Here is a 25290-nt window from a genome sequence, read left to right as displayed (position 1 = left end):
CCCGCGAGTTCACGGTTTCCCCGGCCCCTGTCCATGAAATTCAATGGTCCGCGATTCGAGACCGCTCGGGTCCTCCTTGACGCCCGGACAGGCGGCTGCGACGATCGACGGCATGATGATGCGACTGGACCTCACGCGGCGACGGCATGTCGATCTCGCGCGTGTCTCCAGCGCCTCCTGTTGCGCCGCGGCCTGATCACCTCCCCCGATCCGCCGCGCTCCGCGCTCCTCTCCCCCTCCTTTTCTTTCACCCCCTATTCACGCGCCGGTACATGTTCCACCGGCGGCCGTGGATGAACGAGGTGTGCCCGAAAGGGATGTCCGCAACAGGAGTTCCCGATGCCCGCCCAGCCCCTTCAATTCGCCTATTGGGTACCCAATGTCAGCGGTGGACTCGTCACCAGCCGCATCGAACAGCGCACCGACTGGGGATACGACTACAACCGCGAACTCGCCGTTCTCGCCGAGAACAACGGATTCGACTACGCCCTCAGCCAGGTCCGCTACATGGCCAGTTACGGCGCCGAGTACCAGCACGAGTCGACCGCCTTCAGCCTCGCCCTGCTGCTCGCCACCCAGCGTCTCAAGGTCATCGCCGCCGTCCACCCCGGCCTCTGGCATCCCGGCGTCCTCGCCAAGTTCGGCGCCACCGCCGACCATCTCTCCGGCGGCCGGTTCGCGGTGAACGTCGTCTCCGGCTGGTTCAAGGGCGAGTTCACCGCCCTCGGCGAACCCTGGCTGGAACACGACGAGCGCTACCGCCGTGCCGAGGAGTTCATCCGCGCGCTGCGCCAGATCTGGACCGAGGACCACACCGAACTCGCCGGAGACTTCTACCGGCTGCGCGACTTCACCCTCAAACCCAAGCCGCTCACCAGCGCGGAACGCCCGCACCCCGAGATCTTCCAGGGCGGCAACTCCACCGCCGCCCGCGCCATGGCGGGCCGGGTCTCCGACTGGTACTTCTCCAACGGCAAGGACTTCGCCGGGGTGACCGAACAGCTCACCGACGTCCACCGGTCCGCCGCCGACGCCGGGCGCACACCACCGAAGTTCGGCCTCAACGCCTTTGTCGTCGCCCGTGACACCGAGGCCGAGGCGCGGGCGACGCTGCGCGAGATCATCGCCCGCGCCGACACCGAGGCAGTCGAGGGCTTCGGCGCCGCCGTCCGGCAGGCGGGGCGGTCCACCGCCGACGGCAAGGGCATGTGGCAGGACTCCACTTTCGAGGACCTGGTCCAGTACAACGACGGCTTCCGTACCGGGCTCATCGGCACCCCCGAGCAGATCGCCGACCGGATCGTCACCTACAAACGGCTCGGCGTCGACCTGTTCCTGCTCGGCTTCCTCCACTACCACGAGGAGGTCGCGTACTTCGGCTCGCGCGTGCTCCCCCTGGTCCGGGAACGCGAGGCCGCCCTCCCGGACCCCGACAGCGCCCCCACCGCACCCGTCCCGGCCTGACCCCCCACCGCGAAAGAGGCCCCATGAGCACCGTCACGCCCACCGACTGGACCGCCCGCCCCGCCCCGGACAGCGCCGGGGACTGGATCGCCCGCGCCGCCGAGGTCGCCGCCGTCCTCGCCACCGACGCCGCCGCCCGCGACCGGGCCGGCGCCACTCCCCACGCCGAGGTCCAACTCCTCAAGGACTCCGGACTGGTCACCCTGCTGGGCCCCACCGCGCACGGCGGTGCCGCACAGGACTGGCCCACCGCCTACCGGGTGGTCCGGGAGATCGCCAAGGCCGACGGCTCCATCGGCCAACTCCTCGGCTACCACTACCTGTGGAACTGGGCCGCCCGCCTGGTCGGCACCCGGGAGCAGTGGGAGCACATCGAGGCCGAGGCCGCCCGCCACCGCTGGTTCTTCGGCGGCGCCGTCAACCCCCGCGACCATGACGTCACGGTCACCGAGGACGGCGACGACCTGGTCTTCACCGGCCGCAAATCCTTCTCCACCGGCAGCAAGGTCTCCGACGTCACCGTCCTCGAAGGCGTCTTCGAGGTCACCGACCGGCATGTCTTCGCGATCGTGCCCTCCGACAGCGCGGGCCTGACCTTCCACGACGACTGGGACAACATCGGCCAGCGCCTCACCGAGAGCGGCAGCGTCACCCTCGACGGCGTCCGCGCCCCCTGGTCCGCCGCCGCCGGATACATCGGCAAGGAGTTCCAGCCGCGGGTCTACAACACCCTCAACGTCCCCACCATCCAACTGGTCTTCGTCAGCTTCTATCTGGGCATCGCGGGCGGCGCCCTGGAGTCCGCCGCCACCTACACCCGCGAGAAGTCCCGCTCCTGGCTGCACGGCGGCCACGACCGCGCCGCCGACGAGCCGTACGTCATCGACACCTACGGCGATCTCACCGCCAAACTGTGGGCGGCCGAGGCCCTCGCCGACGCCGTGGCCCACGAGGGACAGCGGCTGCACGACGACCCCGACGCCGTCACCGCCCAGCTCCGCGGTGACTTCGAGGTCCGGGTCGCCGCCGCCAAGGCCCGCGCCACCGAGGTCGCCCTGGAGATCAGCAGCCGTATCTTCGAGGTCACCGGCGCCCGCTCCACCACCACCGCCGAGGGCCTGGACCGCTTCTGGCGCAACATCCGCACCCACACCCTGCACGACCCCGTCGCCTACAAGCGGCGCGAGGTCGGCCGCTGGGTCCTGGACGGCACGCTGCCCGAACCCACCTGGTACTCCTGACCGCCACTCACCGGGCGCCCGCAGCCAGGCGGGCGCCCCGCTCGTCCCGTTTCCCGAAAGAGGACCGCATGGCCACCGTCCTGTCCGTCTCCGGCAGCCCCTCCGCCTCCTCCCGCACCAACCGGCTGCTGCGCCACCTCGACCAGCGGCTGATCGCCCAGGGCCACGACGTCGTCCCGCTGGACGTCCGCACCCTGCCCGCCGAAGCCCTGCTCGGCGCCGACTTCCGGCACCCGGCGATCGTCACGGCCACCGAGCTGTTCGCACGGGCGGACGGCGTCGTCGTCGGCACCCCCGTCTACAAGGCGTCCTACTCCGGAGTCCTCAAGGCGCTGCTGGATCTGCTGCCGCAGTACGCGCTGGCGGGCAAGACCGTGCTGCCGCTCGCCACCGGCGGCACCACCGCCCATGTGCTGGCCATCGACTACGCCCTGCGCCCCGTCCTCAGCTCCATGGGCGCCGGGCACATAGTGCAGGGCTGGTTCACCCTCGACAAGGACATCACCGTCCATGACGACGGCTCCCTCACCGTCGCCGGCACCGCCACCGAGGCGCTCACCCAGGTCGTCGACCAGTTCTCCCTGGCCCTCGGCAGCACCCCGCTGCTGGCCGCCGCGAGCTGACATGCCCGCCCCCGCCGACGCCACCACCACGGGCCGCGCCGCCGATCGGAGAGATGTCCGGTGACCCTCACGTTCCACTGGTTCCTGCCCACCAACGGCGACAGCCGGGACGTCGTCGGCGGCGGCCACGGCACCCCGGCCACCGCCACCGGCCGGGACCGCCCGCCCACCGTCGCCTACCTCGCGCAGATCGCCCGCGCCGCCGAGGACCTCGGCTTCGTCGCCGCCCTCACCCCCACCGGCGCCTGGTGCGAGGACGCCTGGCTCACCACCGCCATGGTCAGCCGCCACACCGAACGGCTGAAGTTCCTGGTGGCGTTCCGCCCCGGCTTCCTCTCCCCGACCCTCGCCGCCCAGATGGCCACCACCTTCCAGCGGCAGTCCGGCGGACGGCTCCTGCTCAATGTCGTCACCGGCGGCGAGAGCCACGAGCAGCGGGCCTACGGCGACTTCCTCGACAAGGACGACCGCTACCGCCGTACCGGTGAATTCCTCACCGTCGTACGGCGGTTGTGGAAGGGCGAGACCGTCGACCTGGACGGCGACCATCTGCGGGTGGCGGACGCCCGGCTGGCCCGGGTGCCCGACCCGGTGCCCGAGGTGTACTTCGGCGGGTCCTCACCCCTCGCCGGACAGATCGCCGCCCGGCACGCCGATGTCTACCTCACCTGGGGCGAACCGCCCGCCCAGGTCGCCGAGAAGATCGCCCGCCTGCGCCGGCTCGCCGCCCGCGAGGGCCGCACCCTGCGCTTCGGCATCCGGCTGCATGTCATCACCCGCGACACCGCCGCCCAGGCATGGGCCGAGGCGGACCGGCTGCTCGCCGGATTCGACCAGGACACCGTCCGCGCGGTGCAGCGCGGGCTCGCCCGCAGCGAGTCCGAGGGACAGCGCCGCATGGTCGCCCTGCACGGCGGCTCCCGCGACGCCCTGGAGATCCACCCCAACCTCTGGGCGGGCATCGGCCTGGTCCGCGGCGGCGCGGGCACGGCCCTGGTCGGCAGTCACACCGAGGTCGCCGACCGGGTCGAGGAGTACCACGCCCTCGGCATCGACGAGTTCGTCCTGTCCGGCTATCCCCATCTGGAGGAGGCGTACTGGTTCGGCGAGGGCGTCCTGCCGCTGCTGGCGCGCCGGGGCCGCTGGCACCATCCGGCGGGGGACCAGGTGCCGTTCGCGAGCTAGCGCGGGTCCGTCCCCAGGTGCGCGAGATGCGCCGCCCGTACCGGTGCCGTCTGGGCCTGGATCAGCAGGAACATGCCCTCCCGGTACAGCCGCTGGGCCGGGCTGTCGAGGCTCATGGCCCGGCCGCCGCCCGCGACCACCGCCGCCGTGGTCGCCGCCCGCATCAGATCGTGCGCCCGCACCCGCAGCGCGAGCCGCTCCTCGATCCGGGGCTCCGGCCCGTCCGCCTCGGCCAGCGCGTACGCCTGCTCCCGCACCTGGTCGATCCGCTCCCGCAGCGGCTCCGCCGCCGCCCGCGCGTCCGCGTCCAGCAGGTCCAGCGCCGCGTAGGCGATCCCGAACAACGCCGGGGACGCGTTGGCGCTGCGCGCCAGGTCGACGGCGGCGAACTCGGCCTGAGGGACGCGCAGCAGGACCGCCTCCCGCTCCACGAGCAGACCGTCCAGTTCCAGGGCGACGGTCCGGGCGGCCGTCAGCGCCGCCAGCCGCATCGGCGCCGACGCGCGCAGTCCGGGCCGCTCCCGGGCGTCGGTGAAGGCGAAGACCAGCTCCGGGCCCGCGTCCCCCTCGGCGACCCCGGCGAGCAGCATCACGTCGTTCAGCCCCCAGCCGGTGTACCAGGGCACGGTCCCGTCGAACCGCCAGCCCTCCGCCACCGCCGTCGCCCGGACCGGCACCCGGGGATAGGCCCGGACATGGGCGTAGGCGATGCCCGCCACCAGCTCACCGGTGGCCAAAGGGCGCAACAGCCGCTCCCGCACCGGCGCGTCGGAGCGGGCCAGCAGCCGGACCGGGGTGTGGTGCTGGGTCTGCACGAACCAGGTGGAGCAGCACGCCCCCGCCAGGATCTCCGCGACCTCCCGCGCCACGGTGTCCGGTGCCCCGGCACCGCCGTACGCGACGGGCGCGCTCACCCCCAGCAGACCGGACGCGCGGATCGCCGTGAGATGACCGGGCGGGACCTCGGTGCGGTCCACCTCCTGGGCGCGGGGGGCGAGGAGTTCGCGGGCGAGACGACGGGCGCGGTCGATCAGGGGGTGGGGTGGGGAGGTGGGGGAGGGGGAGGGGGACGAGGGGGAGGGGGGCGGCGGGGCGCTGGTCATGGGGACGATTCTCCGCCCCGGGCTGTGTGCCGCCCGGCGCCGACTCCCCGTAAGTCTCCTCACCGCCCCGCGCCGACCCCGTACACCTCTCCGCCTCCCTGTGTTGACCCCCCGTATGCCTGCGTACCGCCCCCGCTGAACTCGCCCCCCGCGCCCTGACCTGCGTCGACCCGATCGGCCCGGTCGAGAACTGGTCTACACCCTTGACTGGTACAGACCAACGCGGTTGAGTGTGCGTCCACAACCCCCCACCACGGCCGCCCCGACCGTCGTGACCGGTGACACCGGTGCGCGCGGGCAAGGTCGGCTTCGCCCTGCCTTGCGCGGGTGCGGCCGTGCTCCGCGAAGGAGTTCACTCCGTGAAGAGGCGCCTCTCCGCCGTTCTGTCCGCTCTCGCCATCGCCGCCTCCGTACCGGTCGTCCTCCCGGCCGCCGAAGCGGTCGCGGCCCCCTGCTCCAGCTATCCCAACTGGGTGGCCGGGCAGTCGTACGCCGCCGGTGCCGTCGTCCGCTACACCGACGGCAAGGCGTACATCGCCGAACACGCCAATCCGGGCTACGACCCGACCATCAGCACCTGGTACTGGGAGCCGTACGCGTGTGACACCGGCACTCCGAACACCAGCTTCGTGGTCACCGAGGCGCAGTTCAACCAGATGTTCCCGGGCCGCAACTCGTTCTACACGTACAGCGGGCTGGTCTCGGCGATGAGCGCCTACCCGGCGTTCGCCAACACCGGCAGCGACACGGTCAAGAAGCAGGAGGCCGCGGCCTTCCTCGCCAATGTCAGCCATGAGACCGGCGGACTGGTCCACATCGTGGAGCAGAACACCGCCAACTACCCCCACTACTGCGACTGGAGCCAGCCCTACGGCTGTCCCGCCGGACAGGCCGCCTACTACGGGCGCGGACCGATCCAGCTGAGCTGGAACTTCAACTACAAGGCGGCCGGGGACGCGCTGGGCATCGATCTGCTGGGCAACCCCTGGCAGGTCCAGAACAACGCGTCCATCGCCTGGAAGACCGGCCTGTGGTACTGGAACACCCAGCGCGGCCCCGGCACCATGACCGGTCACGCCGCGATGGTGAACCAGGCGGGCTTCGGGCACACCATCCGCTCCATCAACGGCTCCCTGGAGTGCGACGGCAGGAACCCGGCGCAGGTCCAGAGCCGGATCAACAACTACAACCGGTTCACCCAGATCCTCGGAGTTTCACCCGGCGGTAACTTGTCCTGCTGACGCGGTCCGGCCCGGCGTGGTGTCATGCACCTGACTTCCGACCTGAACCTCCGGACGAAGGACCCCGTCATGCGCACCCCCCACGCCCTGCTCGCCACGGCCGTCGCGCTCGCCGCGTCGGCCGTGGTGCCCGTTCCGGCCACCGCCGCCCAGGCCGCCGCCCCCACGCCCGGCGCGTACTACGTGCAGAGCGCCGTCACCGGGCTGAACGCCGCCGACGCCAGCGGCGCGGTCGAGCAGCACAACCCCAAGGGCAACGAGGACCGCCAGCAGTGGACCCTGCGGGCGAACGGTTCCGCCTACGTCCTGGAGAACACCGACGCGCCCGGCTCCTGTCTCGGCCGCTCCGGCGCGCAGGCCAGGACCGTCCCCTGCGCCGGGGCCGACGCCCCCTGGGAGATCACCCCGACGGGCACCGACCAGTACACCCTCAAGGCCCCCGGCACCGACCGTCACCTCACCGTCGCCGCCAAGCCGTCCGGCGCGAACTACCCGGCCCCGCTCGCCGTCGGCGGCGCGGGCGCCCTCGCCGCCTGGTACCTCACCCCGGTGACCTCCCCCACCCGCCCGATGCCCCCCGCGAGCGAGCGCACCCTCGACCAGGTCACCTTCCTGACCTCGCACAACGCCTACGCCAACGGCGTGGACGGCGGCTTCGCCCCGCCCTTCGTCAATCTCTTCCCCAACCAGTCGCGCGGCATCAACCAGCAACTCGCCGACGGGGTCCGCGGATTCATGCTCGACATCCACCAGACCCCGGACGGCGCCATCCTCTGCCACAACAGCTGCACCCTGGTCAGCCGCCCGGTCGCGCTCTGGGTCGACCTCCAGCGGATCGTGGACTTCCTCAAGGCCAACCCGGACCAGATCGCCACCGTCTTCCTGGAGGACTACGTCGACCCGGCCGTCCTGCGCTCCGAACTCGCCCGGGTCGGCGGCCTCTCCGACGTCCTCTACCGCCCCGACCGGACCGGCGTCCGGCAGAACGGCTGGCCCCGGGTCGCCGACCTGATCGCCGCCGACGACCGGCTGCTGATCTTCACCGACCACAGCCGCGCCGCCGACCAGTCGGCGGGCCTGACCCGGGACAGCTTCGGTGTGATGTACCAGAGCGAGTGGACCGTGGAGAACTACTGGTCCATGGGGTCCGGCGTCGGCGCCTCCGACTGGTCCTGCTACAGCCGCTGGTACGGCGCCGACACCAATATCCCGCTCACCCGCACCGAAGGTGCCTTCCGGCCGCTGTTCGTGATGAACCACTTCCGCGACACCCCGATGTCCGGCACCGCCGGGACCGACAACTCCAAGCTCACCGACCGCGCCCGCCGCTTCTGCGAACCGGCCGCCCGCAAGAAGCCCACCTTCCTCGCCGTGGACCGCTACGACCTGGGCAACCCGAAGGCAGCGGTGGACACCCTCAACACGTACGTCTACCCGTAGGACCCGTAGGACCCGTAGGACCCGGAAGCCCGGGAAGACCTTGGTGTGACCCGTACGACCCGTACGACCCGTACCACCCGTACGACCCGTAGGACCGGCAGGTCGGCCGCCCCCCGCCCCCAGGGCGGCCGACCTTGCCCTCAGCTCCCGGCGCCGGTCACCGGGTAGTGGTCCGAGAGATTGGTGTACGTGTAGTCCGTCCCCCAGCTCGACACCGTCCAGGGCGCGCTGGTCTCCTTGACGACCTCGTTCCGCCACACCACCGGACGGGCGTGCCCCGCCCGGTGCAGGACATGGTCCAGGTCCTCGCGCGGATCGGACGGATACCGGTCCAGGGCGATCGAGTTGTCCCGGGTGTCGAAGGAGTACGGGTGCCCGGTCCGGGCGTCGGCCTCGACCAGCCCGGCGTCGGCCAGCATCGAGCCGTACTCGGCAGCGCGCGAGTCGACATTGAGATCCCCGGCGACGATCACCTGCTCCCCGGGCGGGATGTTCTTGCCGTCCAGGAACGCGTCCACGGCGCGGAACTGCCGGCTGCGGGTCCGGGCCGCCTCACCCGCGCCGCAGCCGGGGTCGGTGGACTGGGCGTGGGTGCCCAGCACATGCACCTTGCTGCCGTTCACATTCAGCACCACATAGGCGAAGCCCTTGTTGGACCACCAGTCCGCGCCGCACGCGTCCTGATAGACCCACTGCTCCTTGCGCAGCACCGGCCACTTGCTGAGGATCGTCACCCCGCCGTCCTCCGGGGTCGTCGCCGAGTACGCGCCGCCGGTGGCGTCCCAGCCGCTCCTGGTCCGCCCCACCACCGGCGTCTGGTACGGGTAGCGGTCGGCGAGCCGGTTCTTGAGCGCGTCCGAGGTCGTGTTGTCGAACATCTCCTGGAGGACGATCACGTCCTGCCCCTGGACGAAGGGCGCCCCGGCGATCGCCGCCGCGCGGTGGGCCTGACCCCAGTTCGGGTAGAGGGACGTGCTCATCAGGAACGCGTTGTACGACAGCACCTTGAGCGCGGGCGCCGGGGCGGCGGCCGACGCGGTGGGCGCGGAGCCCAGCAGACCGGCGGCGGTCAGTGAGCCCGCGACCAGGGCGGCGGCGGCCCGGACACGGGTACGGCGGTATGCGGTGAGCGTCACTGGATCTCCCTGTGGCTGAAAGGGGGTTGAGTGGCGCCGCATATCAAACCAGCGGGGATTACTCCCAGGTAACACCTGTGCGGGAGAAGGATGACCGAGGGGCGTACAGGGCGGAAGTGTTCAGACGAGCCAGCTTCCGTCGCGCATGATGTGCCGCTGCGGCAGCTCCCGCTCCTCGTGCCAGCACTGCACCGCGCGCGGAGTCACCCGGTAGTAGGCGTACACCGCCCGGTCCGTACGCGGGTCCCAGCCCGTCTTGCGCCGGAACGCCTCCGCCGCACCGGCCGGTACCTCCGTCCGGTCGTGGACCTCCACGTCCCCGTCGATCAGGACGACGTCCCGGGTGTCACCGAACGCCAGCCGGACCGCCCGCGCGCCGGTGGCGAGATTGCGGCCGGTGGGATTGGTGGGGCGGGTGGCCAGCCAGACCGCGTCGTCGTGCCAGACGAACCACAGCGCCACCAGACACGGCACCCCGCCGGTGTCCGCCGACGCCACCCAGATGTCCGTCTCGCGCTCCAGCCGCCCCAGTACGTCCCGCTTGCGCTGCTCGCGGTCGCGCGGCACCTCCGTGATCGTCATGCCGGGCATGCTAGGGCCTGTCGTTTGGATCATCCTGGCCGTCAGCCGCAGTGCCTTGGCGGCCGACCCGAGCGGGGTCTGGTGCGTGCAGCTGCAAGGCGGAGGAGGGAGTCGACGCGGAGCGTCGGCGAGTGACGACAACGCGGCAGATGTGCGTGCCAGGCCCCGCGAAGCGCCGGGATGATCCAAACGACAGGCCCCGGCCGCCGGATGGCCTCCGGCGGCTAGCGGCCAGGGGTGTAGGACTCCCGGCGGAGGGGCGGGCGGCAAGCCGGGGAGCGGATCGGAGGCCGCCCGGGACAGGGGTCGCACCCCTAGGTGGCGCGGTCCGCGTTTTACGTATAACCTCTCCGGTCAACCGTACTCCCGGAAGGTCCCGATGCGACGCGTCGCCCTGGTCAGCCTTGTCGTCGACGACTACGACGAGGCCATTCGCTTCTACACCGAGGCCCTCGGCTTCCGGCTCGCCGAGGACACACCGCGTCCCGACGGCTCCCGCTGGGTCGTGGTCGAACCGGGTACCGAGAGCGCCGGTGCCGCCGTACTGCTCGCCCGTGCCAAGGGCGAGGCTCAGCGGGCCCGGATCGGCGACCAGACCGGCGGCCGGGTCGGCTTCTTCCTGCACACCGACGACTTCGCCCGCGATCACGCCCGGATGCTGGCCGCCGGAGTGACCTTCCTGGAGGAGCCCCGGCACGAGCCGTACGGCTCGGTGGCCGTCTTCCAGGATCTGTACGGCAACCGGTGGGACCTGCTCCAGCCCACCGCCCCGTAGGTCCGCGCCGCCCTTCTCCGTTCTGTACCTCAGCTTCCGTCCTGTCTCGTCCCGGAAAGACCACATCATGACCCCTACGCGCGTAGATGACGCCACGCTCCGCAGGCTCCCCAAGGCCGTGCTGCACGACCACCTCGACGGCGGACTGCGTCCCGCCACCGTCGTGGAGCTGGCCGAGGCCGTCGGCCACACCCTGCCCACCACCGACCCCGACGGCCTCGCCGCCTGGTACTACGAGGCCGCCAACTCCGGTGACCTGGTGCGGTACATAGCCACCTTCGAACACACCCTCGCGGTGCTGCAGAACCGCGAGGGCCTGCTGCGCACCGCCGAGGAGTATGTGCTCGACCTCGCGGCCGACGGGGTGGTCTACGCGGAGGTCCGGTACGCGCCCGAGCTGATGCTGACGGGCGGGCTGGCGCTGCCGGAGGTCGTGGAGACCGTGCAGCAGGGGCTCGCGGCCGGGATGGCGAAGGCGGCGGCGATGGGGACGCCGGTCCGGGTCGGCACCCTGCTGTGCGGGATGCGGATGTTCGACCGCAGCCGGGAGATCGCCGACCTTGCGGTGGCGTTCCGGGACGCCGGGGTCGTCGGCTTCGACATCGCGGGCGCCGAGGACGGCTTCCCGCCCGCCGACCACCTCGCCGCCTTCGAGCATCTGCGCCACGAGAGCGTGCCGTTCACCATCCACGCCGGTGAGGCACACGGTCTGCCCAGCATCCACCAGGCGCTCCAGGTGTGTGGCGCCCAGCGGATCGGGCACGGGGTGCGGATCATGGACGACATCGTGGACGGCAAGCTGGGGCGGCTCGCCGGATGGGTCCGCGACCGCCGGATCGCCCTGGAGATGTGCCCGACCTCCAACCTCCAGACGGGCGCGGCGACCTCCATCGCCGGGCACCCGATCACCGTACTGAAGGACCTGGGCTTCCGGGTCACCCTCAACACCGACAACCGGCTGGTCTCCGGCACCACCATGAGCCGGGAGATGTCCCTGCTGGTGGACGAGGCGGGCTGGACCGTCGACGATCTGCGCACGGTCACCGTGAACGCGGTGAAGAGCGCGTTCATCCCGTTCGACGAGCGCCGGGCGCTGATCGAGGACGTGGTGCTGCCGGGCTACGCGCGCTGGACCAGTCCGGCGGCGTAGGCGGCCTGTCCGATGTGCTGGAGATCGTCGGACAGCACGCTGACCAGCCGTACGCCGAGGGTGACCGGCGGCTCCCAGCCTTCGTCCACCACCCGTTCCAGGTCCTTGGCGGTGAGTGCGCGCAGCGCTCCGAGGGTCTGGGTGTGGACGGTGTCGTAGTAGCCGGTGAGCAGCCGCCCGTCGGTCACCCGCACCTGGGCGACCTGGGCGGGGGTGTGCCCGTAGCCGGTGTCGTGGTGGGGCAGGCCGAGGCCGAAGCGGTCCGGCCAGTCGCCGGAGAGCCAGATCTGGTCGAGTCCGAACGCGTCGGCGATGTGGTCGTCCTGGACCCGGGTGAGATGCCAGACCAGCCAGGTCACGGAGTTGGCGGCGGGGGAGGGGCGGGCGTTGAGCCGCTCGGCGTCGAGCCCCTCCACCACGGCGTGGACCTCTTCCCGGATGCGGTCGTAGCCGTCGATGAGGATGTCTTTGGCATGCATGGCTCCAGCCTCGCGCACGTCACTCCGGCCCGCCGCCGCTGCCTGCCGCCGACGTCAGCGGATCACGCTGGTTGCTTGAGCCGGTCGCCGGTCGCCGGTCGCCGGTCGCGTGTGTCCGCGTGCGTCCGCCTGTGCTGACCGTTCGCCGCGTCAGTCCGCGTGCGCCGGTCGCTGGCCGCGTGCGTCCGCCTGTGCCGAGCGTTCACCGCGTCCGTCGCTGTGTGCCGGTCGCTGGCCGGGTCCGTCTGCCTGTGCCGACCGGCGTCGAGGCCCGCTGCCTGTGCCGAGTGTTCGCCGCGTCCGTCGGTGTGCGCTGGTCGCTGGCCGGGTCCGTCTGCCTGTGCCGACCGGCGTCGACGCCCGCCGCCTGCGCCGAGTGTTCGCCGCGTGCGTCCGTGTGTGCCGGTCGCTGGCCGGGTCCGTCTGCCTGTGCCGACCGGCGTCGAGGCCCGCTGCCTGTGCCGGGCGTTCGCCGCGCCCGCCACCTGCGCCGACCCCTCGCCGTCCCGTACCCCCCTACGCCGACCGTTCGCCCCGTCCGCCGCCCGTCTCCAGTAGGCCCATCAGTGCGCGGGCCGCCGGGCTGGTGGCCTGGGCCGGTGGGAGCAGGGCCACCGTCTCGTAGAGCGTGTCCTCGGTGTCCCGTACCGGGAGCGCGGTCAGTGACTCCCGCTTGAAGCGGAAGTGTGCCGGGACGACCGCGATGCCGAGGTTCTCGTCCACCATGTCCAGCAGTCCGTGCACATCGTTGACCTCCAGCGCCACCGTGCGCCGCACCCCCGCGGCGGCGAACGCGGCGTCCGTGGTGCGGCGCGGCCCCCAGTCCGGGTGGAAGTCCACGAACACCTCGCCGCCCAGCTCCCGGGGTGTCACCGCCGCGCCCGTCCGGGCCAGCCGGTGCCCGGGATGGCACAGCACGGTCATCGGCTCGCTGGTCAGCGGCACCCGGCGGAGCTGGTCCGGGTCCTCCGACGCCGACTGCACCACGAACGCGAGATCCAGCCGCCCGGCCGCCACCTCCTCGGCCAGCGCGCCCGAGCCCGCCTGCCGCAGACAGATCTCCACATCCGGGTGGCGTCTGCGGAACGCGGCCAGCAGCCCCGCCACATGCACCCCGGCGATGCACTGCTCGGAGCCGAGTGCCAGCATCCCGCGCAGTACGCCCTGCACCGCGGCCACCGCCTCGTGCGCCGCGCGCACCTGGGCGAGGATGCGCTCCGCCTCGTCCAGCAGGGCGCGCCCGGCGGGGGTCAGGGTGACCCGGCGGGTGGTGCGCACGAACAGCGGGGCGCGCAGCTCGCGCTCCAGGGCCCGGATCGAGGCGGACAGCCCCGACTGGGAGACCATCAGCCGCTCGGCGGCCCGGGTGAAGTGCTGGTCCTCGGCGACCGCGACGAAGTGCTGGAGATGGCGCAGTTCCATGATTGAGCAGCGTAGTCGCTCAATTCCATCTGATTCTCCTGTTGGACCACTGCACACGGGACGGGTCACAGTGGGATGCCCCACCCTGCCCGACCGGCCAACCCTGATGGAGTCGCGTTGTACACCGCACACCCCGACCGCTACGCGGATCTTCCCTACCGGCGCACCGGACGCAGCGGTCTGCGCCTCCCGGCGCTCTCGCTCGGCCTGTGGCACAACTTCGGACCCGACCGCCCCGCCGAGACACAGCGGGCCATCCTGCGCCGCGCCTTCGACCTCGGCGTCACCCACTTCGACCTCGCCAACAACTACGGCCCGCCGCCCGGCGCCGCCGAGTCCGCGCTCGGCGACGCCCTGCGCGCCGACCTCGCCCCGTACCGCGACGAGCTGGTGATCTCCACCAAGGCGGGCTATCTGATGTGGCCCGGCCCCTACGGGGAGTGGGGTTCGCGCAAGTACCTGCTGTCCTCGCTCGACCAGAGCCTCGCCCGGATGGGCCTGGAGTACGTCGACATCTTCTACTCGCACCGCTTCGACCCGGAGACTCCGCTGGAGGAGACGATGGGCGCGCTGCACTCCGCCGTGCAGCAGGGCAAGGCGCTGTACGTCGGGGTCTCCAACTACTCCGCCGGGCAGACCCGCGAGGCCGCCCGCATCCTGCGCGAGCTGGGCACCCCGCTGCTGATCCACCAGCCGCGCTACTCGATGCTCGACCGCCGCCCCGAGGACGAGGGGCTGCTCGACGCGCTGGACGAGCTGGGCGTCGGGTCCATCGCCTACTCCCCGCTGGAGCAGGGCCTGCTCACCGGCCGCTATCTCGACGGCGGTATCCCCGAGGACTCCCGGGCGGCGGGCGCCAGCCCGTTCCTGACCGCGGACACCGTGGCGGAGCAGTTGGAGCGGCTGCGGGCGCTCGACGGGATCGCCCAGGACCGGGGCCAGACCCTCGCCCAGCTGGCGCTGGCGTGGGTGCTGCGCGGGGGCAGGGTCACCTCGGCGCTGATCGGCGCGAGCAGCGTCGCCCAGCTGGAGGACAGCGTGGGCGCCGCCCGTCGGCTGGACTTCGACCCGGAGGAACTGGCCCGGATCGACGCGATCGTCAAGGGCTGATCCGGCCACCGGGGGCACGGGCGCGCCCCGGAGCGCGCGGAAGTACACCCCACGCCCGGGGGCGCGCAAGGGTGCGTGCCCGGCCGTGGGGGCGCGTGCGGGCGCCCCCACGATGCCCCCGACCGCCTCTTCGGAGGCACGGTCGCCCGCGCCCCCCTTCGGTCCCCCGCGCCCCCGCCCTCACCGGCGGCTCCGTGTGAGCCGTCGGCCAGCTCACCCCTTTTCGGCCATCCACTCCCGCGAATATGCCAAGAGACTGGCCGGAAAGTAATGGTGACAGTGTGTCAAGAGTGAACATACTCAACGTGAGGGGCAGTACACCGCTCCGAGCCGCACGAAAGCGAGGCAAGGCCGCACGCGATCAGCGGGGGAGTGGAAAGGTGCACGACGAATTCCTGTGCCACGTCACGGCGTACGGGGTGTGCGACGGCCGGCGGATCGGCGTTCCGCTCGGCACCTATCGCGCACCGACCCTGGCCCTGGCGCTCTGGTGGCTCCGCGACCGGGCGTCCTGGATAGCGGAGCGGCTCGACCCGCTCCCCGACAACCCGCAGATCCCGCAGGGCGCCCTCGTGCCGGTCGCCGCCGGGGTGCCGGACGTGCCCCGGCTGCTGCGCCGCTGGTGCGCGGACGCCGCCCAGCAGGAACTGGTGGCCGACCAACTGGCGGTCGGGCGGCTGGTCCGGATCGCGGCGAGCGATGACACCACCGAGTACGAACTGCTGGCCGAGTCGGTCGACGCCCTGCGGATGCAGCGGACGGTACCGGCGCTGGTGGTGCCGGTCGGCTGACCACCGGGGGTGGCGTCGTGGGCGGTCCGTGGTGACCGGCGGTCACGGTGGGCGGGCGCGGGCGTGGCCTGTGCGGCGCGGGTGTCGGGCGTAGGGGTGGTCGGCGGGCCATGGTTCCGGCCGTGGGCGTGGCTGGTGGAGTACGGCTGCCGGGCGCGGGCGTGGTCTGTGGGGTGCGGCTGCCGGGCGTAGGGGTGGTCTGCGGGGCATGGATACCGGGCGTGGGAGTGGTCGGTGGAGTACGGCTGCCGGGCGCGGGCGTGCCCTGTGGGGTGCGGTTGCCGGGCGTAGGTGTGGCCTGTGGGGTGCGGCTGCCGGGCGTGGGCGTGGTCTGCGCGGCACGGTTGCCGGGCGTAGGCGTGGTCTGTGGGGTGCGGCTGTCGGGCGTAGGGGTGGTCTGCGGGGCATGGATACCGGCCGTGGGCGTGGTCGGTGGAGTACGGCTGCCGGGCTTGGGCGTGGTCTGCGCGGCACGGTTTCCAGGCGCGGGCGTGGCCCGCGAGGTACGGCCACCGCCCGTAGCCGTGGCCGGTGGGTCACGGCGACGCACGCGGTGGAGCGTCCGGCGTGGGTGGGATCCCGCCGAGGCCGCCCGCCCGGCGGACCCCCGCCACCAGCAGCCCGCCCGCGCACCCCGCGACCAGCCCCCACAGCGCCGCCAGCCCCAGCGCGGGCCACCACCCGGGGCGCAGGAACAGGTCCCCGGCCAGATCGTCGCCCAGACCGCCGATGCCCAGCACCGACAGCCCGTAGTGCGCGCTGATCCGGCACAGCAGACACATCGCCAGGACCGTCAGCACCAGACCCGCCGCCATCCGCAGCCCGAGCCGCCACAGCGGGGTACGGGCCGGGGATCGGGCCGCCAGCACGGCCGCCGCGCCCAGCAGCAGCACCGCGTCCACCACCACCAGCCACCACACCCGGCCGTCGTACTCCGCCAGCGTGCGCAGATTCAGCGTCGACACATCCGGGCCGCGCAGCACCTGGTCCAGCAGCCGGGGCATGGGCAGCCCGAACGGCCCGTCCACCCGGCCGTGCCAGGTGACGCCCAGACCCAGGGTGAACACCAGCCACACCAGATTCGGCAGCCCCAGCAGCAGCACCGCGAAGGTGTCCGCCGTATGCCCCCGCGATGCCGCCACCACCAGCCCGATCACCACTCCCACCGCGACCACCACCAGCGCCAGCCCCACCATCGCGTACGCCACCGGACGCACCGACGCGTGCAGCCGCAGCGCCGCGCCGGTCAGTGGCGCCCGGCGCGTCACCAGCAGGGCCGGCAGCAGTACGCCCGCCAGCCACAGCAGCCCGAACAGCACGGTGCGCGGCACATCGGTGGTGAAGCCGACCTCCGGCGAGATCCCGAACAGCTCCGTCAGCCGCCGCGCCGCGCCCTCGCCCAGGGTGATCCGGAACATCTGCCGCGCCGCGAACGCCAGCCCCAGCAGTGCGGGCACCCACAGCACCGCGATCCGCAGCGTCCAGCCCGCCAGCCCCGCCGGATCCACCACGGCCCGGTGCCGCAGCGGCCGGAGGAACCCGGTGGCGATCACCAGCGCCCCGGCCAGCGTCACGGACAGCGGTACGACACTCAGGCCCGCGTCGGTCGTGGCGAGCCCGCCCGCGTCCCCGCGCATCCGCAGGGCACCGCCCACCGCCGTCACCATCGTCGCCGCGACCACCCTCGGGTACGCGGCGTCCGGCAGGGCCGGCGCCCCGGCCGCCCACAGCCCCAGCGCGGCCACCACCGCCATCGCGACCAGCCCGGCGACCACCGTGAACAGGGCGTCGAACCAGCCGTGCCGGACGATGTCCGCCCCACCGGGCGGCGCGGCGGAGGGGGACGGCGTCGGGCCGGGGGCGGTCATCCTGTCACGCTAGGCAGCGATCCCGGCGGGCGCCCGCCGGGAGGTCCGTCCGCGCGCCACCCCCCGTGCGGGGACTGCGACGCCCGGCACTGGGTAGCAGCACTGGTGCAGCAGCGTCCGGCCACGCCGGCTTCCGAGAGAGAACCGCATGATCGAGCACCGGGACGGGGCAGTGATGCCGACTGGTTTCGACGTGCCCGTCGAACCGTTGCGGCGCGCGGCGCACTACACCGGGGAACCGGGGTGCATCGCCGACGCGCGGGCCTTCGCCGGGCTCTTCCTGGAGCAGCTGAGAACCGAGTGGTGCGCCAGGATCGGTGCCCGCGCCGAGGACGAGGTGCTCCTCGTCGTCAGCGAACTCGTCACCAACGCCGACCGGCACAGCAACGGGCCGTACATCCTGGAACTGGAGGGCACCGACGCCCAGGTGACCGTCTATGTCTACGACAGCAGCGCGGCGCTGCCCCGCGCCTACCCGCGCGACCCGGAGCGCGTCGGCCGCCACGGTCTGGAGATAGTGCACGCCCTCACGGCCGAGGTGACGGTCGAGCGGGTACCGGTGGGCAAGCGGGTACGGGCGGTGGTGCGGGTCGCCACCGAGTGACCGAGCCGAGTGGCAGAGATGGCAATGGGGGGGGAGTCTCCCTCCGCCCCCTCACCTCTCCCGCCAGGTCTCCTCTCAGGCGCAGCCCAGCTCGCTCAGCATCCCCTTGCGCAGCCGGACGATGATCCGCTTCAGCAGCCGGGACACATGCATCTGGGAGCAGCCCAGCTGTTCGCCGATCTCCGCCTGGGTGGCCTCCTCCACGAACCGCATGTGCAGGATGCGCCGGTCGCGCTCGCCCAGCTCGGCCATCAGCGGGGCCAGCGAATGGACGTCCTCCACCAGCCGCAGCCCGTGCTCCTCGACGCCGATGAAGTCCGCGAGCACCGCCTCGCCGTGGCCCGGGTCCTCCCCGGTGAGGGCCGCGTCCAGGGACGAGGAGTTGTAGCCGTTGGCCGCGAGCTGTGCCTCGACCACCTCGTCCGGGCTGATGTCCATGACCGCCGCCAGCTCGGCCACCGTAGGCTCCCGGTCCAGATGACCGGCCAGTTCCTCACGCGCCTTCGCCAGCTCGACCCGGGCCTCCTGGAGACGGCGCGGCACGTGCACCGCCCAGGTGGTGTCCCGGAAGAAGCGCTTGATCTCGCCGACGATGTACGGCAGCGCGAACGTGGTGAACTCGACCTCGCGGGAGAGGTCGAACCGGTCGATCGCCTTGATCAGACCGATCATCCCGGTCTGGACGATGTCCTCCATGTCGTCGCCGCGCCCACGGAAGCGTCCGGCGGCGAACCGGACCAGCGAGATGTTCAGCTCGATCAGCGTGTTGCGGACGTACTGGTGCTCATGCGTCCCCTCCTCCAGCTCCGCGAGCCGGGGGAAGAGCTGACGGGACAGCTCACGTGCGTCCAGTGGCGCCACGGTCCGCGGGTCCACCGAGTCCGGCAGTATCCCCTCCCCCGCTCGGGTCCCGGCGGTGTCGCTGCCGACCGTTGCCTCCGACCTGATCACGGCGGTGTCCATTGCCTCTCCCACGAACATCAAAGTCCGGTTTTTGTCGTCGGGTTGCTGCCTCGGTCCGTGCCTCTTCGCTGCCTCGGCTACCCAGGGTTCACCGAGCCATGCACACTTCCTCCCGGACCGAACGCGCGCCTGACGCACCGGACGTGGGCCCGGCGGAGCGCCGACGCGGATTTCCCGCAGAGCGGAATCCGCAGCACTTCCCGGGACGGCCGGGGCTCCTAGGCTGGAGAGGTGAGCGACCAAGCGCCCCGAGCGTCCGACGAAGCCCGTGTCATCCCGCTGCGCCCCGCCGCGCCCGCACCCGTGCCTGTGCCGACGCCTGTGCCTGTGCCTGTGACCACGCCCGTGCCGCGAGCCGTGCCCCGGAGCGGGCCGTCGGCCGCCGAGCCGTTGTGGCGGGACCTCGTCGGCGATGTCCTGCGCCGCGAGCGCCTCGCGCAGGAGCGCACGCTGAAGGACGTCGCCGACGAGGCCCGGATCTCCATGCCGTACCTCTCCGAGGTGGAGCGGGGCCGTAAGGAGGCGTCCTCGGAGGTGCTGGCCGCCGCCGCCCGCGCCCTGGGCCTGGGGCTCGGCGATCTGCTGTCGCTGGCCCAGGGCGAACTGGTCCGGACGGCGAGCCGGACCGCCGTCCGCCGCCGGACGCCGTCCCATCCCACCGGCACCGCCCGCGCGCCCCGTGCCACCCGTTCGTCCTACGACGGGCTGCTGCTGGCCGCCTGACGCGGCAGGCGGGTCAGGTCGGAGAACCGACGGCCCGCCTGCTCAGCACCTCGTCCGCGAGCCCGTACTCCACCGCCTCCCGCGCGGTGAACACCTTGTCGCGGTCCATGTCCGCGCGCAGGGTGGGGAGGTCATGGCGGGTGTGGTGGGCCAGCACCTCCTCGACCTGGCCGCGGATACGGACCATCTCCTTCGCCTGGAGCGCCAGATCGGAGACCGTGCCCCGGCGGCCCCCGGACGCGGGCTGGCCCAGCAGCACCCGCGCGTGCTCCAGCACGAACCGCCGCCCCGGGTCGCCCCCGGCCAGCAGCACGGCCGCCGTGGACGCCGCCTGTCCCACACAGAACGTCGAGATGGGCGCCTGGACGAACGTCATGGTGTCGTAGATCGCCATGAGGGAGGTGATGGAGCCGCCGGGGGAGTTGATGTAGATCGCGACCTCGTTGTCGGGTGCCGCCGACTCCAGATGGAGGAGTTGCGCGATGACGACGTTGGCGACCCCGTCGTCGATCTCCGTGCCGAGGAAGATGATCCGCTCGGAGAGCAGTCGGCTGAACACGTCGTAGGACCGCTCGCCCCGCGGGGTCTTCTCGACCACGTTCGGGATGGTGTAGGAGCCCATGTCGATGCCCCCGTGGGTGGTCGTCATGTCACAGTCCCATCCGTCGTCGCGCGGCGGCCGGGCGGATGTCGGCGAACGACTCCACGATCCGGTCGACCATGCCGTACTCGATCGCCTGCTCGGGGGTGAACCAGCGGTCGCGGTCGCCGTCGCGGGAGATGGTCTCCGCGCTCTGGCCGGTGTGCTCCGCGGTGATCCGCTCCATGGTCCGCTTGGTGAAGTCCAGGTTGTCCGCCTGGATCTCGATGTCCGCCGTGGTGCCGCCGATCCCGGCGGACGGCTGGTGCATCATGATCCGCGCGTGGGGCAGCGAGAACCGCTTGCCGGGAGTGCCCACACAGAGCAGGAACTGACCCATGCTGGCGGCGAAGCCCATGGCGAGGGTGGCCACGTCGTTGGGGATCAGCCGCATGGTGTCGTAGATGGCCAGACCCGCGTGGACCGAGCCGCCGGGGCTGTGGATGAAGAGGCTGATGTCGGTGTGCGGGTCCTCGGCGGACAGGAGCATCAGCTGGGCGCAGACCCGGTTCGCGGAGACCTCGTCGACCTGCGTGCCCAGCAGCACGATCCGCTGTCCGAGCAGTTGGGCGGCGAGATGGTCGTCGAACCGGGTGGGCCGGGTGTCGCCCTCCTCGGCCCGGGGCGGTCCGCCCGGACCGGGGAAGGCGGTGAGCGCAGACAGTGACATCGGGACTCCTGGTCGTCGTGGTCGTCGTAGTCGTCGTGGTGCGGGAGATGTCCGTGTCCTCAACTGTCCGCCGACGGGGGCTCCCACCGGGGGTTTCTCGGCTCGCGGCAGATTCGCCGACGGCAGAGCGGCCGGGACCGATGAGTTCCGGGACGGGCGGGGGTCGGTAGGGGTGACACCGGCACCGGCTGACGGGAAGGCACGCATGAGCACCGATGGATTCACCACCTGCCTCTGGTTCGACGGCCAGGCGGAGGAGGCCGCCCAGCACTATGTGTCGATCTTCAAGAACTCGGCGTCCGGCGAGGTCGTCCGCTACGGCGAGGGCGCGCACTTCCCCGCCGGGACCGCGCAGACGGTGGAGTTCACCCTCAATGGACAGCGGTTCGTCGGGCTGAACGGGGGACCGCAGTTCTCCTTCACCGAGGCGGTCTCCTTCCAGATCCCGTGCGCGGACCAGGACGAGATCGACTACTACTGGGCCAGGCTCGGCGAGGGCGGGGAGCCGGGCCCGTGCGGCTGGCTCAAGGACAGGTACGGCGTGTCCTGGCAGGTCGTGCCCGAGCGGCTGATCGCGATGGTCAAGGACCCGGACGGCGAGAAGGCGTCCCGGGCGACCCAGGCCATGATGCGGATGGGCAAGCTGGACCTCGCCGAGCTGGAGCGGGCGTTCGAGGGACGGTGACCCGGCGGTCACCGTGCGGCCCGGTCGTCACCGGGCCGCGCCCACCGCCCGGGTGATCTCCCGCGCCATCCGCAGAATGCCGGGCGAGCGCACCGGGCACGGCTGGGGCGTCGAGGTCGTCGGCGCCAGACAGAAGTGCAGGTAGTCGTCGCTCCGGTGCAGGGCGGTGAGACCTTGCGCCGGGTCCGTGCAGTACTCGGGGTGGGCGCGCTCGTAGGCGGTGCACGGCAGTCGTTCCACCCAGGTGTAGCGGTCGCCCGCGCCGGTCACCACCCGGCCCGCGTCGGCCAGCGCGTGCCCGCTCGCGGCGGCCTGCTCCCGGTAGAGGTCGTTGACCAACTCGACCCGCTCGGGCGTGATCGGGTCCGGACCCTGGAGGACCCAGACGATCCGGGGGCGCCGGTCGCCGCCCGCCGCCGCGATCTGCTCGGTGAGCCGCCGCGCGTCCGCCGTGTACCGGTCGAGGTAGCGCGCGCGGGAGGCGTCGTAGGTGATGCCGTCCATGCACGGGGTGTAGCCCCAGGCGTTGCCCCAGAACTGGAGCACCACCACGTCCGGCCGCTCCCGCCGTACCAGTGCCGCCGCCTTGTCCGCGTCCGGGACGAGGGACTGCTCGCCGGTGCCCTCCAGGTAGTCGCACAGGGTGGTGCCCGAGTAGGGGGCGCTGGTGTAGTCGGCGCCCAGCGCGCGGCGCAGCTCCTGGCCCAGCACGGTCTGGTTCTCCATGGCGAGCGAGTCGCCGATGTACACGACGGACAGGTCCCGGACCGGGGGACGGGTGGACCGCGCGGGTGCGGGGGCCTCAGGGGAGGGGGCCGCGTTCTGCTGGGTGGTGCCGCTCGCCCGGGGGACCGGCGGCACCCGCGTCGGCGCCGACTCCGGGTCCGCGCAGCCGCCCAGCACCAGTACCGCGCCCAGGACGCCCCCGAGCCACCGGCCTCGCATCCACGCCCCCGCCCGTCGTCCGCCGCCGAAAGGGACCCAGGCAAGCACACCGGGCGACCCTTGGGAAGGCACGTGGGTGACAGGAGTTCCCGGATCGCACGCGGGTGCGAGCCGAGTCCGTCGACTGGAGTTGGGCCGGTGGTCATCCGGTGTCCCTACGGTGCGCGCCATGAGAAGACCTTCGATCATGCTCGGCGCCGTCGTCCTCACGGTGGCGCTGGCGTCCCCCGCCGCCGCCAAGGGCCCGCACCAGGGCGGCGACTTCGGCCGCGCCACCCTCACCGGCTTCGCCGCCCTGCCCGCCGAGACCTACGTCCCGGACAGCGAGCCCTCCGGCGCCCTCATCGGCGCGGGCCCGTTCAACGGCATCGCCGCGCCCTTCCAGGACCAGCCGGTGCAGGGCTTCAGCGGGGTCGTCAACCGCCACGACGGCACCTATGACGTGCTGTCCGACAACGGCTACGGCAACAAGGCCAACAGCGCCGACTACCTGCTGCGGGTGCACCGGGTGAAGCCCGACACCCGCACCGGGAAGGTCACGGTGCTCGGCGGCTTCAACCTCCGCGACCCGTACCGCAAGGTGCCGTTCGCGCTCACCCGCGCCGACCGGGTCCTCACCGGCTCCGACTTCGACGTCGAGTCGATCACCCGGACCGCCGACGGCACGTACTGGATCGGCGACGAGTTCGGCCCCTGGCTGCTGCACTTCTCCGCCACCGGCACACTCCTGGAGGCCCCGGTCCCGCTGCCCGGCGTGAAGGCGCCGGAGAACCCCGACCTCGGCGGCGCCCAGCCCAACCTGGGCAGCAGCAAGGGCTTCGAGGGCCTGGTGCGCTCGGTCGACGGCCGGACCCTGTACCCGCTGCTGGAGGGCACGGTCGCCGGGGACACCCCCGGTGACCTGCGGTTCAGCCAGTTCGACCTGCGCACCCGCAGCTACACCGGGAAGAAGTTCGTCTACCGGCTGGAGTCACCCGCGCACGCCATCGGCGACGCCATCGCCGTCGACAAGCACCGCTTCCTGGTCATCGAGCGGGACGGCGGACAGGGCGCCGACGCCAAGTTCAAGCGGCTGTACCTGGCGGACACCCGCGACCGGAACAAGGACGGCGTCCTCGACAAGACACTGGTCGCCGATCTGCTGGACATCGCCAACCCGAGGAAGCTCGGCGGGTTCGGGGAGACGTTCCGCTTCCCGTTCACCACCATCGAGGACGTCGTCCTGCTCGACGACCGCACGGTGGCCGTCCTCAACGACAACAACTTCCCGTTCTCCTCGGGCCGCACCCCCGGCACGGCGGACAACAACGAGTTCATCACCGTCCGGCTGGCCGAGCGGCTGCACGCCGACCCGCGCGCGTTCCGCTGACCGCGTTATCCCTCGTTATCCCTCGTTATCCCTCGTCATCCCTCGTTATCCCTCGTTATCCCTCGTTCACCAGGACCGCCGCTCCGTCGAAGGCCCCCGCCTTCAGATCCCTGAGCGCCCGCGGCGCGTCCGGCATCCCATAGGTGTGCGTCGTCGCCCGTACGTCATGACGGGCGGCGAGCGCCAGGAACTCCCGGGCGTCCTCACGGGTGTTGGCGGTGACGCTGCGGATCTCCCTCTCGTAGAAAAGGTCCGTGGCGTAGTGCAGCGGCGGTACGTCGGTGAGGTGGATACCGGCGACGGACAGGACGCCGCCGCGGTCCAGGGCGCGCAGCGCCACCGGGACCAGGTCACCGACCGGGGCGAACAGGATCGCGCTGTCCAGCGGCTCGGGCGGCGCGGTGTCCAGGTCCTGGGCGGAGGCCGCGCCCAGGTCGAGGGCGAGCCGCCGGGCCGCCGCGCCCCGGGTCACCACATGCACCCGGGCGCCCTGGGCCAGCGCGACCTGGGCGCACAGATGGGCGCTGCCGCCGAAGCCGTACAGCCCGAGGCGCCCGCCGGGCGGCAGCGCGGCCCGCTTCAGCGCGCGGTGGCCGATGATGCCCGCGCACAGCAGCGGGGCCGCCGCCACATCGTCCAGGGCGTCCGGGAGCCGGTGGGCGAACGGCGCCGGGACAGTGGTGTACCCGGCGTATCCGCCGTCGGCGTCCCAGCCGGTGTAGGCGGACGCCGGGCAGAGGTTCTCAGCGCCGCGGCGGCAGTAGGCGCAGGTGCCGTCGGTGTGCCGCAGCCAGGCCACGCCAACCCGGTCGCCGACCGTGAAGTCCCGCGCCGCCGGGCCCAGCGCCACCACCTCGCCCACCACCTCGTGGCCGGGGACGACCCCGGGCCGGTGCACCGGGAGGTCGCCCTCGGTGATATGCAGATCGGTCCGGCACACCCCGCACGCCCGGACCCGCACCAGCAGTTCGTCCCCGGCGGGCTCCGGCACCGGCCGCTCCACCCGGACCAGCGGCTCCCCCTCCACCGGTCCCGGCGTCCGCACCGACCACGCCCGCATCGACCCACCGGTCATCGCAGC

Annotated in this window: 26 protein-coding genes; 15 read left to right on the top strand and 11 right to left on the bottom strand. The window is 72.3% G+C overall.

Annotated elements, in window-relative coordinates:
- The first annotated feature begins 43 nt into the window (after positions 1 to 43).
- The 5 genes from AB0D49_RS35120 to AB0D49_RS35100 all read left to right on the top strand — a co-directional run bounded on the left by AB0D49_RS35120 (position 44) and on the right by AB0D49_RS35100 (position 4513).
- Positions 44 to 196: a putative leader peptide gene (locus tag AB0D49_RS35120; RefSeq protein ID WP_362765918.1), complete on the top strand. Its 153-nt coding sequence runs from the start codon at positions 44 to 46 to the stop codon at positions 194 to 196.
- A 143-nt stretch (positions 197 to 339) separates the two neighbouring features.
- Complete coding sequence (sfnG, locus tag AB0D49_RS35115; RefSeq protein ID WP_362765915.1) at positions 340 to 1464, top strand: dimethylsulfone monooxygenase SfnG; 1125 nt, start codon at positions 340 to 342, stop codon at positions 1462 to 1464.
- 23 nt (positions 1465 to 1487) lie between these two features.
- On the top strand, positions 1488 to 2705 hold the full coding sequence (locus AB0D49_RS35110; protein WP_362765913.1) for an acyl-CoA dehydrogenase family protein: 1218 nt from the start codon (positions 1488 to 1490) through the stop codon (positions 2703 to 2705).
- 68 nt (positions 2706 to 2773) lie between these two features.
- Positions 2774 to 3328 (top strand): NADPH-dependent FMN reductase, encoded by a 555-nt coding sequence (gene ssuE, locus AB0D49_RS35105; protein WP_362765910.1) that lies wholly within the window; start codon positions 2774 to 2776, stop codon positions 3326 to 3328.
- A gap of 60 nt (positions 3329 to 3388) precedes the next feature.
- Positions 3389 to 4513, top strand: coding sequence for an LLM class flavin-dependent oxidoreductase (locus AB0D49_RS35100; protein ID WP_362765907.1), 1125 nt, complete (start codon positions 3389 to 3391; stop codon positions 4511 to 4513).
- On the opposite strand, the gene AB0D49_RS35095 is transcribed toward AB0D49_RS35100, so the two are convergent.
- The gene (locus tag AB0D49_RS35095) at positions 4510 to 5616 is read right to left on the bottom strand and encodes an acyl-CoA dehydrogenase family protein (protein ID WP_362765904.1); all 1107 of its coding nucleotides are present in this window, start codon (positions 5614 to 5616) and stop codon (positions 4510 to 4512) included. The two genes, AB0D49_RS35100 and AB0D49_RS35095, sit on opposite strands and share 4 nt — an antisense overlap.
- 359 nt (positions 5617 to 5975) lie before the next feature.
- On the opposite strand from AB0D49_RS35095, the gene AB0D49_RS35090 reads away from it, so the two are divergent.
- The gene (locus tag AB0D49_RS35090) at positions 5976 to 6857 is read left to right on the top strand and encodes a glycoside hydrolase family 19 protein (protein ID WP_362765901.1); all 882 of its coding nucleotides are present in this window, start codon (positions 5976 to 5978) and stop codon (positions 6855 to 6857) included.
- Positions 6858 to 6926: 69 nt separating this feature from the next.
- A complete protein-coding gene (locus tag AB0D49_RS35085; RefSeq protein ID WP_362765898.1) occupies positions 6927 to 8297 on the top strand; it encodes a phospholipase in 1371 nt (456 codons plus the stop codon).
- Between the two features lie 140 nt (positions 8298 to 8437).
- On the opposite strand, the gene sph is transcribed toward AB0D49_RS35085, so the two are convergent.
- Both sph and AB0D49_RS35075 read right to left on the bottom strand, forming a co-directional pair.
- A complete protein-coding gene (sph, locus tag AB0D49_RS35080) occupies positions 8438 to 9433 on the bottom strand; it encodes a sphingomyelin phosphodiesterase (RefSeq protein ID WP_362765895.1) in 996 nt (331 codons plus the stop codon).
- Positions 9434 to 9553: 120 nt separating this feature from the next.
- Positions 9554 to 10015, bottom strand: coding sequence for a pyridoxamine 5'-phosphate oxidase family protein (locus AB0D49_RS35075; RefSeq protein ID WP_362765892.1), 462 nt, complete (start codon positions 10013 to 10015; stop codon positions 9554 to 9556).
- 379 nt (positions 10016 to 10394) lie between these two features.
- On the opposite strand from AB0D49_RS35075, the gene AB0D49_RS35070 reads away from it, so the two are divergent.
- Positions 10395 to 10790 (top strand): VOC family protein, encoded by a 396-nt coding sequence (locus AB0D49_RS35070; RefSeq protein ID WP_362765889.1) that lies wholly within the window; start codon positions 10395 to 10397, stop codon positions 10788 to 10790.
- 67 nt (positions 10791 to 10857) lie between these two features.
- Positions 10858 to 11940, top strand: coding sequence for an adenosine deaminase (locus AB0D49_RS35065; protein ID WP_362765886.1), 1083 nt, complete (start codon positions 10858 to 10860; stop codon positions 11938 to 11940).
- Here the strand turns inward: AB0D49_RS35065 and AB0D49_RS35060 are convergent.
- A complete protein-coding gene (locus AB0D49_RS35060) occupies positions 11910 to 12419 on the bottom strand; it encodes a DinB family protein (RefSeq protein WP_362765883.1) in 510 nt (169 codons plus the stop codon). The genes AB0D49_RS35065 and AB0D49_RS35060 overlap by 31 nt on opposite strands.
- A 516-nt stretch (positions 12420 to 12935) precedes the next feature.
- On the bottom strand, positions 12936 to 13841 hold the full coding sequence (locus AB0D49_RS35055; RefSeq protein WP_362765880.1) for a LysR substrate-binding domain-containing protein: 906 nt from the start codon (positions 13839 to 13841) through the stop codon (positions 12936 to 12938).
- A 117-nt stretch (positions 13842 to 13958) separates the two neighbouring features.
- On the opposite strand from AB0D49_RS35055, the gene mgrA reads away from it, so the two are divergent.
- Positions 13959 to 14951, top strand: coding sequence for an L-glyceraldehyde 3-phosphate reductase (mgrA, locus tag AB0D49_RS35050; protein WP_362765877.1), 993 nt, complete (start codon positions 13959 to 13961; stop codon positions 14949 to 14951).
- 380 nt (positions 14952 to 15331) lie between these two features.
- Positions 15332 to 15742, top strand: a complete 411-nt coding sequence (locus AB0D49_RS35045; protein ID WP_362765874.1) for a hypothetical protein — start codon at positions 15332 to 15334, stop codon at positions 15740 to 15742.
- Positions 15743 to 16278: 536 nt separating this feature from the next.
- Here the strand turns inward: AB0D49_RS35045 and AB0D49_RS35040 are convergent.
- On the bottom strand, positions 16279 to 17610 hold the full coding sequence (locus tag AB0D49_RS35040) for a streptophobe family protein (protein WP_362765871.1): 1332 nt from the start codon (positions 17608 to 17610) through the stop codon (positions 16279 to 16281).
- A 148-nt stretch (positions 17611 to 17758) separates the two neighbouring features.
- Here AB0D49_RS35040 and AB0D49_RS35035 point away from each other — a divergent pair, with 148 nt between their 5' ends.
- The gene (locus AB0D49_RS35035) at positions 17759 to 18214 is read left to right on the top strand and encodes an ATP-binding protein (protein WP_362765868.1); all 456 of its coding nucleotides are present in this window, start codon (positions 17759 to 17761) and stop codon (positions 18212 to 18214) included.
- Between the two features lie 75 nt (positions 18215 to 18289).
- Here the strand turns inward: AB0D49_RS35035 and AB0D49_RS35030 are convergent, their stop codons facing one another.
- Positions 18290 to 19177, bottom strand: coding sequence for an RNA polymerase sigma factor SigF (locus AB0D49_RS35030; RefSeq protein WP_362765865.1), 888 nt, complete (start codon positions 19175 to 19177; stop codon positions 18290 to 18292).
- 231 nt (positions 19178 to 19408) lie between these two features.
- Between AB0D49_RS35030 and AB0D49_RS35025 the strand changes: the two genes are divergently transcribed.
- Complete coding sequence (locus AB0D49_RS35025; protein ID WP_362765862.1) at positions 19409 to 19900, top strand: helix-turn-helix transcriptional regulator; 492 nt, start codon at positions 19409 to 19411, stop codon at positions 19898 to 19900.
- Positions 19901 to 19913: 13 nt separating this feature from the next.
- On the opposite strand, the gene AB0D49_RS35020 is transcribed toward AB0D49_RS35025, so the two are convergent.
- Both AB0D49_RS35020 and AB0D49_RS35015 read right to left on the bottom strand, forming a co-directional pair.
- Positions 19914 to 20522: an ATP-dependent Clp protease proteolytic subunit gene (locus tag AB0D49_RS35020; protein WP_362766002.1), complete on the bottom strand. Its 609-nt coding sequence runs from the start codon at positions 20520 to 20522 to the stop codon at positions 19914 to 19916.
- A 28-nt stretch (positions 20523 to 20550) separates the two neighbouring features.
- Positions 20551 to 21210, bottom strand: a complete 660-nt coding sequence (locus AB0D49_RS35015; protein ID WP_362765859.1) for an ATP-dependent Clp protease proteolytic subunit — start codon at positions 21208 to 21210, stop codon at positions 20551 to 20553.
- A 205-nt stretch (positions 21211 to 21415) separates the two neighbouring features.
- On the opposite strand from AB0D49_RS35015, the gene AB0D49_RS35010 reads away from it, so the two are divergent.
- On the top strand, positions 21416 to 21895 hold the full coding sequence (locus tag AB0D49_RS35010) for a VOC family protein (RefSeq protein ID WP_362765856.1): 480 nt from the start codon (positions 21416 to 21418) through the stop codon (positions 21893 to 21895).
- 27 nt (positions 21896 to 21922) lie between these two features.
- Here the strand turns inward: AB0D49_RS35010 and AB0D49_RS35005 are convergent, their stop codons facing one another.
- On the bottom strand, positions 21923 to 22840 hold the full coding sequence (locus AB0D49_RS35005; RefSeq protein WP_362765853.1) for an SGNH/GDSL hydrolase family protein: 918 nt from the start codon (positions 22838 to 22840) through the stop codon (positions 21923 to 21925).
- A 169-nt stretch (positions 22841 to 23009) separates the two neighbouring features.
- On the opposite strand from AB0D49_RS35005, the gene AB0D49_RS35000 reads away from it, so the two are divergent.
- A complete protein-coding gene (locus tag AB0D49_RS35000) occupies positions 23010 to 24209 on the top strand; it encodes an esterase-like activity of phytase family protein (RefSeq protein ID WP_362765850.1) in 1200 nt (399 codons plus the stop codon).
- Between the two features lie 55 nt (positions 24210 to 24264).
- Here the strand turns inward: AB0D49_RS35000 and AB0D49_RS34995 are convergent, their stop codons facing one another.
- Positions 24265 to 25269, bottom strand: a complete 1005-nt coding sequence (locus AB0D49_RS34995; RefSeq protein ID WP_362765999.1) for a zinc-binding alcohol dehydrogenase family protein — start codon at positions 25267 to 25269, stop codon at positions 24265 to 24267.
- Positions 25270 to 25290 lie beyond the last annotated feature (21 nt).

Source organism: Streptomyces sp. NPDC048290, from assembly GCF_040652095.1.
GTDB lineage: Bacteria > Actinomycetota > Actinomycetes > Streptomycetales > Streptomycetaceae > Streptomyces.
Note: the sequence above shows the minus strand (reverse complement) of the source record. Positions and strands in the feature narration are given on the sequence as shown.